Source organism: Intrasporangium chromatireducens Q5-1, assembly GCF_000576575.1.
In the GTDB taxonomy this organism is placed as follows: Bacteria; Actinomycetota; Actinomycetes; order Actinomycetales; family Dermatophilaceae; genus Intrasporangium_A; species Intrasporangium_A chromatireducens.
In genome coordinates this window covers 1-14,661 of the sequence record NZ_AWQS01000097.1, presented here as the reverse complement: position 1 = coordinate 14,661, position 14,661 = coordinate 1, and the positions used below count along the sequence as shown (strand labels likewise).

The following is a 14,661-nucleotide window of genomic DNA, read 5'->3' as shown; positions in this document are numbered from 1 at the left end:
GGTGTGGAAGCTCGGGCAGTGCTCGCAGATGTTCGCGTAGCTGCACGGGCCCTGGGCTGGCGCGCGGAGGCAGTAGCCGCCGGCGAGGGCGGTCTTGACCGTCGGGGTGGCGCGCCAGTCCTCGCTCAGGCTTGAGGTCTCTTGGTCCGGGTTGGGCAGGGCGCCGATGGACTGTTTGGCCAGGTCCAACGCGCGCTCGTACTCGGCCCGGACGGTGGTGTCGAATAGGTGCCCGTAGCGCAGGCTCATCTCGGCGGATACGTGTCCGAGGATGGCCATCAGGGCCTGCAAGGAGACGCCCGCGTTGACCAGCGCGGTGGCGTAGGTGTGGCGCAGCTGGTGGGGGGTGACGTGCCCGATGCCGGCGCTTTTGGCGGCGCGGTCGAGCTCCTTGCGCAGCCGGGCTTGACCGATGCGGTGGCCGTGGGCGGTGAAGAGGAAGTCCGCGGGCCGCCTGGTGCGCGGGTGCGGGATCGGGCGTCCGGGGCTGCGGTGGGCGGTGATCCGGTCAATCAGCGTGAGGATCTGCGCGTCGATGGGGACCATGCGTTCCGTGTCGAGCTTGCCGAGTGGGACCTTGAGCCAGGACCCGGAGCCGGGCAGGTCGATGACGGCGTCGAGCTCGAGGTCGAGCAGTTCCCCGATCCGCAGCCCGCAGGCGCGTTGGAGCAGAAGCGCGTCGGCGGCGAGCCGGTGCGGGGAGGCCTCGAGCGCTTCGGTCAGGCGCCGGTCGGCGTCGGGGGGCAGGAACCGGGGCAGGGGTTGGGGCAGGCGGGGGTTGTCGGAGGGGAACATCAGCCGCCGGGTGGGTGCCTCGGGCCAGCCCCACTCGGTGATCTCGGTCAGGAAGTTCGCCACGGCCAGGATCCGGCGGGCCTGTTCCGGGACGGACAGGATCCCACCGGACTTCGTGTTCGCCGTGGTGCTCAGGCTGGCCATCCACGGCTCGATGTGCCGGCACCGGTCCAGCGTCGCGGGGATCGCGTCCGGGTCGGTGTCGGCCAGGTAGGCGCCGAACGCGGCCAGCCTGGTCGCCAGCGAGGAGACGGTCGCCGGGCGGCAGGTGACGGACTTGTGCTGCAGGTAGCGCACCAGGATGGCGTGCATCGGTTCGGGCACGTGCGCGAGGCGGCGAGCGAACGGCCAGCGCTGCTCGAACGGCTCGGGCAGCGCGGGCAGCACTGCGAGGTGGTACAGCACGGTCTTGGCGCCGGTGGCGGTGGCCCGGTAGTGCTTCCAGGTGCGCCCGGTCGCGGCCTGCCGGGCGGTGCCGGCAGCGGCGAGGGCCTCGAAGTCGTCGTGGGTCAGGTCGGTCAGGCGCTTACCCGTGGCGAACAGCACCCGCGCGATCACCTGCGAGGCCATCGCGGAGGCGACCCTCTGGCTGTACCCGCAGCCACGGGCCGCGGTGATGAAGTTGTCGAGGTCCTGCCCGATGACGGTGCCAGGCACGTCGCGCCAGAGCGAGGAGAACTTGCGGTGCACCAGGTAGTCCCAGCTCGGGTGGAGCCGGCCGGTGACGAGCAGGAACGTGATGAACGGGCGGGTACCGCTGTTCGCGGACAGCTGCACCGTCAGCGGTTCCTGCTCCCAGCCGCGCACGGCTGGCCAGCACCGCAGGAACGTCTTGGCCCAGTACGTGAAGGCGGTGTTGCCTCGCCCGGTCCGCGCCTGGTGGTCGTGGTAGGCGGCGAGCACCTCGGCAGGTGACTCATCTCGCGGGTCAACGAGTTTGGTGTTGACGGCTGCGCGCGGCATCGTATTCGGCTTTCACGTGAGTCGGGGCGAGGTGGATGTAGCGGGCGGTGGTGTCCACGTGCGCGTGCCCGAGCAGGGCCTGCATCACGGCCAGGTCCACGCCGGCCTCGGCCAGCGCGGTGCCGAAGGTGTGCCGCAGCGCATGCGGTGCCCCGGCCGGGACCCCCGAAGTGGCCCGGTGGTAGCGAAAGACGGTCCGCAGGCCGGCCGGGGTCAGCGGCCGCCCCGTCGTAGGCCCCTTCGCCACGAGGAACAGGGCCGTCGCGTCGCTGTCCGGGCGCTCGGTCAGCAGGTACGCGTTCAGGACAGCGGCGACGTCCCCGTCCAGCGGGACGCGGCGGTCCTTGCCGCCCTTGCCGTGCACGCTCAGCCAACGCCCGCCGATGTCGACATCCGCGACCGCCAGGGAGAGGACCTCGCAGGAACGCAGCCCGCAGTAGAGCATCAGCCCGGCCATGGCCAGGTCCCGACGGGTGCGTAGCCCGCCGAGCAAGCGGGTCACCTCCCCGGCGTCCAGTGCCCGCGGCAACCGCCGCGGAGTACGCACCCGGAGCCTCGAGCGGGGCGCCGGCCGGCGCTTCGTGTGCGCGAGCAGCCCGGACCGTTCACCTTGGGCGAACCACGACGAGGGGCGCCCCTTCGGGATGGGGGACGAGCGGCTCGAGTCGCTCATCGCCAGATACTCGTACAGGCCGCTCACCGCGGCCAGGCGAAGGTTGACCGACGCCGGCGCGAGCCGGTCCCGGCGCTGTCCGTTCAAGTCGAGCACGTTCGGTCCGGGACGGCCCCTGATGGTCTCCTGCTGGCAGGCGGCGAGGAAGTCGAGCACGTCGCTGGTGACCACCCGCTCGACGATCAACCCCGCCGAGGTGAGCCACCGCGCGAACGCGAGCAGCCCGTACCCGTACGTGCGCACCGTCCGCGGCGAGTAGTTCCGATCAGCCAGATAGCCCAGGTACGCGTTCATCGCTGACAGCAGCTCGGGCTCCGAGCCGGTCAGCCGCCACCGTCGCCTGTCGTTGGGATCCGGCACGAGAGCCATCCCGCCCATGCCCTCAGGCCTACCCCCGAGCGGGACCGACTTCCAGCACCCTCAATGCGATCCATACCACCCGCCAGCTCAGGCAGCCAGCCCCCACAAGGCCGATTAGCCGGTTAACAGGCAGTCGCCGACCGAGCCGATTGAGGCCGCGATCTTCTCCAGGTCGAGCCGCTCGGTCAGCCGGATCGAGGTGTACTGCGACCCGGCGTCGGAGTGATGGACCAGCTCGCCGGCCACGACCGGGTGCCCGTCCCGCTCGCGCTGCCACAGCGCCATGCGCAGCGGGATCATGACCAGGTCGGTCTGCTTGCTCATCGAGGCGTGCCAGGCGACGATCCGCCTCGAGTACACGTCGAGGATGAACGCGACGTACACGAACCCGGCCCAGGTCCGGACGTAGGTGAAGTCGGTCACCCACACGCGGTTCGGGGCCGAGGCGGTGAAGTCCCGGTTCAGCAGGTCCCCGGCCCGCGTGCCGTCCTTGGCCGGGATCGTGGTGCGGACCGCCTTGCCTCGACGAATCCCCTTGTGTCCCATAGCGTTCAGGCAACGTGCGACGGTGCAGGACGCCACCTGCGAGTGGCCGTTCGCGCGTAGCCACGCGAGCACCTTGCGCCGCCCGTACAGCGACTCCGCGCTGGCACGCCACGCCCCGGTGCGCTCGTCACGGACGTGGAACAGGTCCCAGATCTCGTTCATCAGGTACGCGTCCTCGACGTCGCGCGGCGAGGGCTGTGCCGCCTTCCAGTCCCGGTAGGTGCGCGCGGCGACCTGGCAGCCCTGCTCGCGCAGGACCCGACAGACCGACTCGACCGCGTGGCCCCTCGGCTCTCATCTCGTCGATGAAGCCCATGATCATCGCCCTCGGGGGTCGAGCTCCCCCGCGAAGAAAACCGCTGCCCGCCGGAGCACTTCGTTGTCCTCCTCGAGCCGGCGCACCTTCGCCTTGAGCGTCCGGATCTCCTCACGCTCGACCGTGCTGACGCCGTCCTTGTTGCCTTGGTCGACCTCGTCGCGCCGGTACCAGCCGCGCAGCGTGTCCTTCGAGATGCCCAGCCGCGAGCTCGCCGCCGAGCAGGCCTTGGTGACCGAGCCGTACTCCTGCAGCTCCTCCCGGATCAACCGCAACGCCCGGTTCTTCTCCTCGGACGTGTAGTGCTTTCCCATGTCCCGCATCCTTCCTGATCGGAATCGATGCGGCGGGAAACCCGTGCCGCTTCAGCGAGAAGATCCGCGCACCAGATCAGGCGGTCTCCCCCACTGGCGGCGGCGTGTGAGGCGACGTGCACCGCGGTATCCGCCCAGTCGAGCACCGCGACCAGCAGATCTCCCAACCGCAGCCAATCCGCCCTTTCGAGGAGAGTCTCGACGTCGGGACTCCTGCCGTTGTGGATGCCAGGCAACAAAGACCAGTGCAGGTCCAACAGCCCCCCTGTTGGCGTGGAGAGACGGAGCTCATGTACACCTTGCCGCTGCAAAAGAGGCCAGTTCACGTCCAGGACGTCCAGACCCTTCGCCTCGAGAGCCAGGATGGCACCCCGCAGGTCGGTGGGCCGCACTACGACATCGAGGTCTAGATATGACCGCAACTGGGGATGGTCATGGTAAGCCTCGGCCAGGACAGGTCCCTTCACAACGATGTACGGCACGTTTGCAGAACCCAGGGCACCATCGATGACGCCGAGGTCCCACATCGCGCGTTGATGGCGCGCCGATGTCGCACGCACGTCGTCCTCCACCCCGTCCACCCGCCAACCTGTCGAACGAGCCCTCTTTCGAACCCATCCGGATACACCGTGGCAGCGTGCAGCGCCTGCCAAGTCCCGTGGCACCATGGCAGGCTGGCCATCCCAGGTTCCGGGGCGGGCCCCCGGCACCACAGCATCGATCAACCAGTCTCCGGTGACTTTGGTGTATCGCATACAAAGACCTAGGCGGACGGCCTGCCGAGTGCCTGATAGTTCCAGCCGGCCGCCCGCCAACGAGCGGCATCGAGCCGGTTTCGAGCATCAATGACGTTCGGCCGCCTCACCAGGCGCACCAGGTCCGACGGGTCGAGCCGCAGGTATTCCTGCCACTCAGTCAGGTGAAGGACGACGTCCGCACCAGCACAGGCGCCGACCACCGAGTCCGCGTAGCTCAACTCGGGCGCCACGGCCTTCGCCGAAGCTGCCGCCTTCGGGTCGTGCACCGCGACATGGGCACCGAGCCGGCGTACCTGCTGCGCGACGTCGAGAGCCGGGGAGTCTCGGATGTCGTCGCTCTCCGGTTTGAATGCAGCCCCGAGCACGGCGACCCGCCTGCCCTCCAGAGCACCTCCACAGGCCTTGAGCGCGAGCTCCACCACGCGTGCCCGCCGTCGTGTGTTGACATCGTCGACCGCGGCCAGGAAGTCAAGCGTGTGAGCTGTGCCCAACTCCTCGGCCCGGGCACGAAAGGCCCTGATGTCCTTGGGCAGGCAGCCACCACCAAAGCCCAAGCCAGAGCTGAGGAAGCGTTGGCCGATACGGTCGTCACGTCCTATCGCATCGGCCAGCTTAACCACATCGCCACCGACCGCCTCGCAGATCTCGGCCATCGCATTGATGAACGAAATCTTCGTTGCCAGAAACGAGTTGGCTGCCACCTTGACGAGTTCGGCCGTCGCCCAATCCATGACGAGGCGCACGACTCCGTTGTCCAACTGGGCGCCATACACTTCGTCGAGGAGCGCGACATCCTCCTCGGCGCCGCCTTCTGCAACGCCATAGACGAGCCGGTCCGGGTGCCTGGTGTCATGGATCGCGAAACCTTCCCGCAGGAACTCCGGGTTCCACATGAGCCGTACCGGTCGCTCCAGGGTCTCTTGGAGGATCGATGCCAGCCGTGCGGCTGTCCCAACCGGAACGGTTGACTTGCCGACGACAAGACTCTCCGGGTGCATGACTCCTGCCAACGCCGTCGCCGCCCCGAACAGGTATGACGTCTCCGCCGCCAGGGCGCCGTGTCGTTGAGGAGTACCAACGCAGATGAAGTGGACGTCGCACGCCGCAACTTCCTCGACGTTCGTGGTGAACCGGAGTCGACCAGTGCGCAGGACCTGAGTCAGCAACTGGGCCAACCCGGGCTCATAGAAGGGCGGGTCGCACGCGGAGAGGCCCGATACCCGAGCAGCATCAGTGTCCACTGCCGTCACCTCGTGCCCCTCTGACGCGAGCACGGCTGCGTGAACAGCACCCAGGTAACCAGCCCCGATGACGGAGATCTTTCTCATCGCCCTACCCCTCTCAGGCTTCGTCCACCTCACCTGCGCCCCTGGCGGGACCGGTGCCATCGACGAGTTTCTGTGGCGGCCCCCCAGGTCGTCCGCCGTAGAGTCAACTTATTGGGAATACGGCGAATCCGCCTGCAAACAATGAGAAGTGCGCGGACGGAACACTACATAAAGGACAATTCCTCAACGCGCGTGGAACCGCTGCTGGGTGTCCACGAGCCCTAGCGACACGAGCGACTCCACCGCATCAGCCGCATCGCCCAGCACGAATGGCAGCTCCCTGCGCTCCGTCGCCGAGAAGTCGCGCAGCACGTAGTCGGCGGGGTCCATCCGTCCCGGCGGCCGACCGATGCCGACCCGCACCCGCAGGTAGTCCTTCGTCCCCACCGACTTCGTGATTGAACGCAGTCCGTTGTGGCCGCCCTCTCCCCCGCCACGCTTCAGCCGGATGACACCAGCAGGGATGTCGAGCTCGTCGTGGACGACGATCAATCGCTCCACGTCCACCGAGTAGAACTTCAGCAGCGCCGACACCGGCCCACCCGACTCGTTCATGTAGCTGCTCGGCACCGCGACGACACACCGTGGTCCCGGCACGCCGCCGGGCCCCATCCCGAGCCGCAGCTCACACACCGACGCGCGCGCCTTGTGCGCCTTGAAGGAGCCGCCGCCGTGCCGCGCAACGAGCTCGGCGGCGACCATGGCGCCGACGTTGTGGCGGTTGCCCGCGTACTTGGGGCCCGGGTTGCCCAGTCCGATCACGAGCCAAGTGTCCACGGGTGATCAGTATGCCGTTCAGCTCACGGGACGACGAAGGGGCCCGGCATGCGCCGGGCCCCTTCCACACCGACAGCGAGGGCGTCAGCCCTCGGTGGACTCGGTGGCCTCGGCGGCCTCCTCGGTCTGCACCTCGGCGGCCGACTCCTCGTGCTCGATGCCGACCTCGGCCTCGGCCTCGGCGAGCTCCTCCTCGAGGGCCTCTGCGGAGACCTGTGCCGTGACGTTGACGACCAGTGCCTCGGGGTCCGTGACGAGCTCGGCACCCTCGGGCAGTTCCACGGCAGCCGCGAGGATCTGCGTGCCGGCCTCGAGGCCCTCGACGGAGACGACGACCCGCTCGGGGATGTGCGTCGCCTCGACGGCGAGCTCGAGGGTCTGCAGGTCGAGCGTGACGAGGGTGTCCGGACCGGCGTCGCCCTCGACGTGGACGGGCACCTCGACGTTGACCTTCTCGCCGCGGCGGACGACGACGAGGTCGATGTGCTCGATGACCGGCTTGATCGGGTCGCGCTGGACGTCCTTGGCGAGGACGAGCGTGCTGTTGCCCTCGAGCTCGATGCTGAGCAGGGCGTTGGCGGTCTTGAGGGCGAGCATCGTCGCGTGGCCCGGCAGGGCGACGTGGACGGGCTCGGTGCCGTGGCCGTAGATGACGGCGGGGATCTGGTGCGCGCGACGCAGCTTGCGGGCGGCACCCTTGCCGAACTGGGTGCGGCGCTCGGCGGTCAGCTTGATCTCAGACATGGGGAAGCGTCTCTCTCGTCTGTCGGTTGGGGCGGTGGGCCTCGACGTGGGACGCGGCACGGAAGGACGCCGTGGCATGCCGGAGGGGCGACCACCGCGTCGATCACGGACGGAACCCGTGCTCCGTCCCTCGCCGAGGCAACTCGACCGATGTTACCCGCCGGGCGCGGGGAGCACGAAATCGCCACCAGGGACGAGTCACCACCGCTTCCGTGGCCACGCATCCGCAGCGCTCACCCCGGCTCGAGCGGGCGCGCCGGGACTCCGGCCCACGTCTCCGCCGGCGGCACGTCGCGCACGACGACCGAACCCATCCCGATGAGGCTCGCAGCGCCGATGGACAGCCCCTCCCGCACCGACGCGGCCATCCCGACGTACGCCGCCCGCCCGACGACGACCGCCCCACCGAGGACGACGCCAGCACACAGGGTGGCGAAGGGCTCGATCCGGTCGTCGTGGGTCAGGACGACGTTCGGCATCACGACGACGTGCTCCCCGACCACGACCTGCGCGGTCGCGACGACGCCGGCCAGGATGACCGACCCGGGCCGAACGACCGTGTCCGGCGCGAGCGTCGCTCCGGGGTGGATGATCGTCGTGTACCGCTCCGCCTCGACGCCATGGTCGGCCAGGCGGTGCACCAGCCGTTCCCGCACCGCACCCTTTCCCGCGCAGACGACGAGCTCGGCGTCCGGGTAGCGGTCGACGTCGTCGATGCAGTCCACGACCGGCAGCTCGGGCGCCACCCGATGCCCCACGAGCGCCTCCGAGTCGTCGAGGCAGCCGACCACCTCGCGGCCGGCGGCGCGGGCGGCGGCCGCCGCTTCTCGCGCCAGCCCGCTTGCGGCGACGAGCAGGACGGGAGCACCGGAGGTCGCACGGTCGGCCACTCCTCGACGCTACCCGGCGAGGCCACCTCGCGCGGTGGGTTGCGGCACTTCATCCGTATGCCGCTCAGCTCGCTCGGCGGCCACGGCGCGCACCTCGTCGGCGCGCACCGCGACGAGGCCGGCGACGATCAGCACACCACCGAGCAGCTGGACCGGCACGGGCAGCTCGCCGAGGACGAGCCAGGCGAACAGGACGGCGAACAGCACCTCCGTGAGGGCGACGAACGAGGAGACCTTGGCACCCAGCATCCGGACCGCTGCGATGCCCGCGACGTAGGCGAAGGCCGCGGCCACCAGGGACACGACGAGGATCGGCACCCACCACGGCACGGCTGATGCGCCGATGGTGACGGTCGCAGCCCCCGTCGTCAGGTCAAGGACGCCCGTGAGACCGGCAGCTCCGAGGACGGCTGCACCGACGATGAGACCGCCGCCCGCCAGGGCCATTGGCGGAAGGGCATCCTCGGTATGACCGGCGAGCAGGAAGTAGAGCACGAGGCACACCGCCGCCACCAGCCCCCACGCGACACCGACCAGGCTGATGCGGGCCCCGTTGGTGAGGTCGAGCACGAGCACGAGACCGACCAGGGCGAGGACGACGCCGACCAGGGTGAGTCGGCGCGGCGTCTGACGATGGCGCAGCCACAGCCAGCCCACGATGAGGACCGGGGCGAGGTACTCGAGCAGGAGGGCCACGCCCACGGACAGGTGCGAGACGGCGTTGAAGTAGGCGAGCTGGCAACCGGCGACGCCGGTGAGCCCGTAGCCGACGACGAGGGGCGCATTCCGGCGGAGCGTGTACCAGCGGCCGCGGAGGCTGAGGACGGTCGGGACGAGCAGGACGAGGGCCGCGATCCCGATGCGCAGGGTGACGATCGCGCCCGGCGACCAGCCGCCGAGCAACAGGCTCTTCGCGAACGCACCGGAGGTGCCGAAGGCCGCGGCCGAGGAGAGCGCGATCCCGAGACCGACGGCGGGATGACGCTGGGACACGGCCCGCTCCCGTCATGAGCAAAACGGATTACACTCATGACGGTACTCAGGTGGAGCGTCAGGAGTCAACGTGGTTTTTGCCCATGACACGGAGGCGGCTCTGGAGTTTGTCGTCGCCCTCGTCAACAGCGCGACGGCGGGCCCCGGCGGGACCGATGTCCTCTCGACGCCCGCAGACCTCGACGGGCTCCTCGACGACGGTGCCTGGACCGGCAGCCGCACCCACGACGAGGTCGAGGTCGAGTCGATGCGCGCGCTCCGCCCCCGCCTGCGTCAGCTCTGGACGGCGAGCGAGGACGACGCCGTCGCCCAGGTCAACGACGTGCTGCGGCAGGCCCGGGCGCTGCCCCAGCTGGTCCGCCACGACGACTGGGACTGGCACCTGCACGCCACTGCTCCGGAGGCGCCCCTCGCAACGCGAGCGGCGGTCGAGGCGGCGATGGCTCTCGTCGACGTCATCCGTGCCGGCGAGCTGGACCGGCTCCGGGTCTGCGAAGCAGACGACTGCGACGACATCGTGCTCGACCTGTCCCGCAACCGCTCCCGGCGCTACTGCGAAGGCGGGTGCGCAGCGAGAGCCCACTCAGCGGCATACCGCGCCCGGAAGTCCGAGCTGGCGCGCTAGTCCTCGCCCGCCAGAGGCGACCCGAGCCGCGCGAGGAACCAGTCCCGCGCCAGCGCCGCGGCGCTCTCGAGGGTGCCCGGCTCCTCGAAGAGGTGCGTCGCACCCGGCACGACTGCGAGCCGGGACTCGCATCGCAGCAGCCGTTGCGCCCCCTGGTTGAGCTCGAGGACGACGTCGTCCGCGCCCCCGACGATCAGCAGCGTCGGGGCTCGCACCGCCGAGAGGTGCTGCGCGGCCAGGTCGGGTCGGCCGCCCCGGGACACGACGGGCAGCACGCCGCTGTCCGGTGCCGCGGCCGCCCACAGGGCCGCACCCGCCCCGGTGCTCGCGCCGAAGTAGCCGAGCCGCAGGTCCGCGAGGGCCGGCTCCGCGCGGACCCAGGCCGTCACGTCGCCGAGCCGTCGAGCGAGCAGCTCGATGTCGAAGACGTTCCTCCGGTCCGCCTCCTCCTCATGTGTGAGCAGGTCGAACAGCAAGGTGCCGAGGCCGGCCCGGTTGAGCACACCGGCGACGTACTGGTTGCGTGGGCTGTGCCGGCTGCTGCCGCTGCCGTGCGCGAAGATGACGAGCCCACGGGCGCCGTCGGGCACGGTCAGGTGGCCGCCGACCACGACGCCCCCGACCTGGACCCGCACCTCCCGGTCCACCGACTCCTCGCCGTGAGCGTTCGTCCCGACCCCCTTCGAGGCATGACGCTAGACGCAACGCCGGGGCCGACCCAGGGCCCAAGGTCCCTCGGGCCTCCCGATGTCAACCACGTCGAGGGGCCACGTCCCGACGCGGCTCAGCTGAGCGGCATACCTCTTATGCCCTGCCGTCGAAGAGGCTCGTGACCGAGCCGTCCTCGAAGACCTCGCGGATCGCCCGCGACACGAGCGGTGCGATCGAGAGCACCGTGAGCTTGTCGAAGCGCCGGGCCTCGGGGATCGGCAGGGTGTTCGTCACGACCACCTCGTCCACCTTGCAGGCGCGGAGGCGGTCGACGGCCGGGCCGGAGAGGATCGCGTGGGTCGCGGCGATGATGACCGAGGCGGCCCCCTCGGCCATGAGCGCGTCGGCCGCCTTGGTGATGGTGCCGGCCGTGTCGATCATGTCGTCGACGAGGATGCAGACGCGGCCCTTGATCTCGCCGACGACGCGGTTGGCGACGACCTCGTTGGGCCGGTTGATGTCGCGAGTCTTGTGGATGAAGGCCAGTGGGGCGCCGCCGAGCCGGTTGGACCAGTCCTCGGCGACCTTGATCCGGCCGGCGTCCGGCGAGACGACGGACAGGTCGAGGTGGCCGTACTTCTCGGCGACGTAGTCGGACAGGATCGGCATCGCCATGAGGTGGTCGACCGGCCCGTCGAAGAAGCCCTGGATCTGGGCCGTGTGCAGGTCGATCGCCATGAGCCGGTCGGCGCCCGCCGTCTTGAACAGGTCGGCCATGAGCCGGGCCGAGATGGGCTCACGGCCCCGGTGCTTCTTGTCCTGCCGGGCATAGCCGTAGAAGGGCAGCACGACGGTGATCCGCTTGGCCGACGCCCGCTTCAGCGCGTCGACCATGATGAGCTGCTCCATGATCCACTCGTTGATCGGCGAGGTGTGGCTCTGGATGACGAACGCGTCGCAGCCGCGGACCGACTCTTCGTAGCGGACATAAATCTCGCCGTTCGCGAAGTCGTAGGCCGACGTCGGCACCAGCTCAGTGCCGAGCTCGTCGGCGACCTCCTGGGCGAGCTGGGGATGCGCCCGACCCGAGAACACCATGAGGTGCTTCTCGGTCGTCTTGTTGATGCCGGTCATCGGGCGTCCTTCGTCTCGGTCGCCTGCGGGGTGGTCGGGGTGGCGCCGTCGGGCGGGTCGAGGCGGTCACCCTCGCGCACCGCGCCCTCCTCGGTCGCGAGCGCCTCCTCGGCGTCGGCCGCGGCCGCGGCCTGGGCGGCCTTCTCGGTCTTGGTCCCGGAGCGCCGACGGGCGACCCAGCCGTCGATGTTGCGCTGCTGCGCCCGCGTCACCGCGAGCTGGCCGGGCCCGACGTCGCTGACGACCGCCGAGCCGGCTGCGACGTAGCTGCCCGCGCCGATCGTCTTCGGCGCGACGATGACCGAGTTGCTGCCGACGAAGCTCCAAGCGCCGACATGGGTGTGCGACTTCGTCAGCCCGTCGAAGTTGGCGAAGATCGTGCCGGCGCCGATGTTCGCGCCCTCCCCGATCGTCGCGTCGCCGCAGTAGGTCAGGTGCGGGACCTTCGCCTCGGGGCCGATGTCGGCGTTCTTCGTCTCGACGAACCCGCCGATCTTGCCCTTGGCGCCGAGCTTCGTGCCGGGGCGCAGGAAGGAGAAGGGCCCGACGCTCGCGCCCGGCCCGATCTCGGCGAGCTCCGCCTGGGTCCGTATGACGCTCGCGCCGTCCCCGACCTCGGTGTCCTTGAGCGTCGTGTCGGGTCCGATGGTGCACTCCGCGCCGATCGTCGTCGCGCCGAGCAGCTGCGTGTTCGGCTGGATGACGCTGTCCTGGCCGATGGTGACGTCGGCGTCGATCCACGTCGTGGCCGGGTCGACGACGATCGCGCCCTGCCGCATGGCCTGCTCGACGAGGCGGCGGTTCAGCTCCGCACCGAGGCGGGCGAGCTGGACCTTGTCGTTGACGCCCTCGGTCTGCCAGAGGTCCTCGACGAGGTATGGCGTCACGCGCAGTCCGCGGGTGCGCGCGATGCCGACGACGTCGGTGAGGTACTTCTCGCCCTGCGCGTTGTCCGTGCCGACCTCGGCGAGCGCCTCGCGCAGGACCGCCACGTCGAAGGCGTAGATCCCGGAGTTGACCTCGCGGATCGCCCGCTGCTGCTCGGTCGCGTCCTTCTGCTCGACGATGGCAGCGACGCCACCGTCGGGGTCGCGCAGGACCCGTCCGTAGCCGGTCGGGTCCTCGAGCGTCGCGGTGATGAGGGTCACCGAGCTCTGCGACTGCTCATGGTCGGCGAGCAGTCCGCGCAGCACATCAGCAGTCAGCAGGGGGACGTCGCCGTACGTGACGAGGACGGTGCCACTGAGGTTCTCGGGGAGTGCGTGGAGCGCGCACTCGACCGCGCGCCCCGTCCCCGCGGTCTCGTCCTGGTCGACGATGATCGCGTCGGGGTCGACCTGCTCCACGTGGCTCGCGACGCGGTCGCGCTGGTGCCGGATGACGACCGCCAGGTGCTCCGGCTCGGTGCCACGGGCAGCACTGATGGCGTGCGCGACGAGACTGCGGCCGCCGATCGTGTGAAGCACTTTGGGGGTCTTGGACTTCATGCGTGTGCCCTCGCCTGCAGCGAGGACGATCACGGCGGCAGGCCGTAGATCGCTCACGGGTCGCAGCTCCTCCTGGTTGGTGACGCCGCTTGGCAGGCTCGGCCCCCGGCGCCGGAGCCATGCTACTGCCTGCCCAGCGGACAGACCGCTGGCCCTGACGCACCTGTCGCAACGCGACAAGCGGGCCAGCGCACTTGGGAGGCTCGACTAGAAGCTGTAGGTGGCGACCGTGGTCCTGACGACCCCAGAAGGAGTGCGGATCGAGGCAATGAGCCGGTCCGTTCCCGTGGTCGGCAGGACCGACGGGCTCCGGTAACTGACCGTGATCTTCGTCTTCGTGTGTGTCAGGAACTGCTTGGGCGTCGCGTTCAACCCGGTTCCAGCCGGCGCATCTGCGTACCCGCTCACCGACGCCGTGGCGCCGCCACTGGACTCCAGCGACAACAGAACCGTCGCTCCGGCGAGCTGGGCACCCGCTGCATCGCGCGGCGTGACGGTGATAGTCACCGTCGCCTTCGGCTTCAGGCTGCCGCTTGCCGCGATCGGGATGGGGGCAAGGTCCACGTGATCCGGCGCCCCGAACGAATAGCCATGGAAGGACGAGGTGTTGTAGAAGGCGTCGCTCGTGTCCTTCACCGAGATGAGGTCCATACCCGAGCTCGGAAGACTCGCGGGGGTGGCGTAGACGATCCGCAGTCCGCCGTGTGCATCGGAGATGAAGCATTGGTACTTGCTCGTCAGCGCAACGCTTCCCACGAAGGCATTGCCCCCTCCGGCTGACTCCCGGGCGAAGTTGACGCACACCTGGGCGCCCGATACGGGTTGCCAGTTTGCGTCCAATGAGCTCACGGTGACGGGAACGCTCGCCGACGGGCCGAGCGAGCCGGGCGCCGCCATGGGCTCGGGCACGAAGCTGTAGTGCAAGGTGGGCGTGAAGTAGTAGAGGCTCCGGGCTTGCGAAGTTGCGGAGGAGGCCGCATTCGATGCCGTGAGCACATCGTGACCACCGAGCGGCAACTTCGGTGGCGTCCGATAGGTCACCACAACCTGCCCGTTGCCGTCGGCGACGAATGGCGCGAACCCGGATCCGATCGGCGCCCCACTGACGTCGGCGGTGCCACCCCCAGTCGTCGTCTGCAGCTTGGCGTAGATGGTGCCCCCGGCCGCAGGCCGCCCACCCCCGTCGAGAGCCGTGATGACGACTGAGGCGCTGCCGTCGGCGGGAAGCGATGCCGTGGCGGCGATCCGCGAGGCAGCGGTGACCTTGGCCACTGCTGACGTCCCGCTCGGGCTTGGCGTTGTGGTGG

Annotated in this window: 14 protein-coding genes and 1 pseudogene; 1 reads left to right on the top strand and 14 read right to left on the bottom strand. The window is 69.7% G+C overall.

Features of this window, described 5'->3' with window-relative positions; genetic code table 11:
• From N864_RS12320 to N864_RS12280, 10 genes and pseudogenes are all read right to left on the bottom strand, one after another.
• On the bottom strand, window positions 1-1,758 hold a 1,758-nt coding region (locus N864_RS12320), incomplete at its 3' end, for a tyrosine-type recombinase/integrase (protein ID WP_034717101.1).
• Window positions 1,724-2,809, bottom strand: coding sequence for a tyrosine-type recombinase/integrase (locus tag N864_RS12315; protein WP_034717095.1), 1,086 nt, complete (start codon window positions 2,807-2,809; stop codon window positions 1,724-1,726). The genes N864_RS12315 and N864_RS12320, both read right to left, overlap by 35 nt.
• A gap of 96 nt (window positions 2,810-2,905) precedes the next feature.
• Window positions 2,906-3,607, bottom strand: a pseudogene (locus tag N864_RS12310) (IS3 family transposase); the annotation flags it as partial.
• Between the two features lie 48 nt (window positions 3,608-3,655).
• Entirely contained in the window at window positions 3,656-3,967 is a 312-nt protein-coding gene (locus N864_RS12305; RefSeq protein WP_034717094.1) for a hypothetical protein, read from the bottom strand.
• Window positions 3,919-4,635 carry a nucleotidyltransferase family protein gene (locus N864_RS24155; protein ID WP_240474305.1) on the bottom strand — a complete coding sequence of 239 codons (717 nt, stop codon included), beginning with the start codon at window positions 4,633-4,635 and terminating at the stop codon, window positions 3,919-3,921. The genes N864_RS12305 and N864_RS24155 overlap by 49 nt, the downstream gene beginning before the upstream one ends.
• 95 nt (window positions 4,636-4,730) lie before the next feature.
• Entirely contained in the window at window positions 4,731-6,053 is a 1,323-nt protein-coding gene (locus tag N864_RS12300; protein WP_034717092.1) for a UDP-glucose dehydrogenase family protein, read from the bottom strand.
• Window positions 6,054-6,236: 183 nt separating this feature from the next.
• Window positions 6,237-6,830, bottom strand: a complete 594-nt coding sequence (gene pth / locus N864_RS12295; protein WP_034717090.1) for an aminoacyl-tRNA hydrolase — start codon at window positions 6,828-6,830, stop codon at window positions 6,237-6,239.
• An 84-nt stretch (window positions 6,831-6,914) separates the two neighbouring features.
• Window positions 6,915-7,574 (bottom strand): 50S ribosomal protein L25/general stress protein Ctc, encoded by a 660-nt coding sequence (locus N864_RS12290; RefSeq protein WP_034717088.1) that lies wholly within the window; start codon window positions 7,572-7,574, stop codon window positions 6,915-6,917.
• A 233-nt stretch (window positions 7,575-7,807) separates the two neighbouring features.
• Window positions 7,808-8,464, bottom strand: coding sequence for a NeuD/PglB/VioB family sugar acetyltransferase (locus N864_RS12285; RefSeq protein ID WP_034717086.1), 657 nt, complete (start codon window positions 8,462-8,464; stop codon window positions 7,808-7,810).
• Window positions 8,465-8,473: 9 nt separating this feature from the next.
• Window positions 8,474-9,457, bottom strand: coding sequence for an EamA family transporter (locus N864_RS12280; RefSeq protein WP_034717083.1), 984 nt, complete (start codon window positions 9,455-9,457; stop codon window positions 8,474-8,476).
• Window positions 9,458-9,527: 70 nt separating this feature from the next.
• On the opposite strand from N864_RS12280, the gene N864_RS12275 reads away from it, so the two are divergent.
• Entirely contained in the window at window positions 9,528-10,082 is a 555-nt protein-coding gene (locus N864_RS12275; RefSeq protein ID WP_034717081.1) for a CGNR zinc finger domain-containing protein, read from the top strand.
• On the opposite strand, the gene N864_RS12270 is transcribed toward N864_RS12275, so the two are convergent.
• From N864_RS12270 to N864_RS12255, 4 genes are all read right to left on the bottom strand, one after another.
• Window positions 10,079-10,729, bottom strand: coding sequence for a dienelactone hydrolase family protein (locus N864_RS12270; protein ID WP_205620936.1), 651 nt, complete (start codon window positions 10,727-10,729; stop codon window positions 10,079-10,081). The genes N864_RS12275 and N864_RS12270 overlap by 4 nt on opposite strands.
• Window positions 10,730-10,886: 157 nt before the next feature.
• Window positions 10,887-11,867, bottom strand: a complete 981-nt coding sequence (locus N864_RS12265) for a ribose-phosphate diphosphokinase (protein WP_034717078.1) — start codon at window positions 11,865-11,867, stop codon at window positions 10,887-10,889.
• Complete coding sequence (glmU, locus tag N864_RS12260) at window positions 11,864-13,411, bottom strand: bifunctional UDP-N-acetylglucosamine diphosphorylase/glucosamine-1-phosphate N-acetyltransferase GlmU (RefSeq protein ID WP_051518512.1); 1,548 nt, start codon at window positions 13,409-13,411, stop codon at window positions 11,864-11,866. Before glmU ends, N864_RS12265 begins: the two co-directional genes overlap by 4 nt.
• Window positions 13,412-13,561: 150 nt before the next feature.
• A complete protein-coding gene (locus N864_RS12255; RefSeq protein ID WP_155892920.1) occupies window positions 13,562-14,395 on the bottom strand; it encodes a hypothetical protein in 834 nt (277 codons plus the stop codon).
• Window positions 14,396-14,661: the final 266 nt, after the last annotated feature.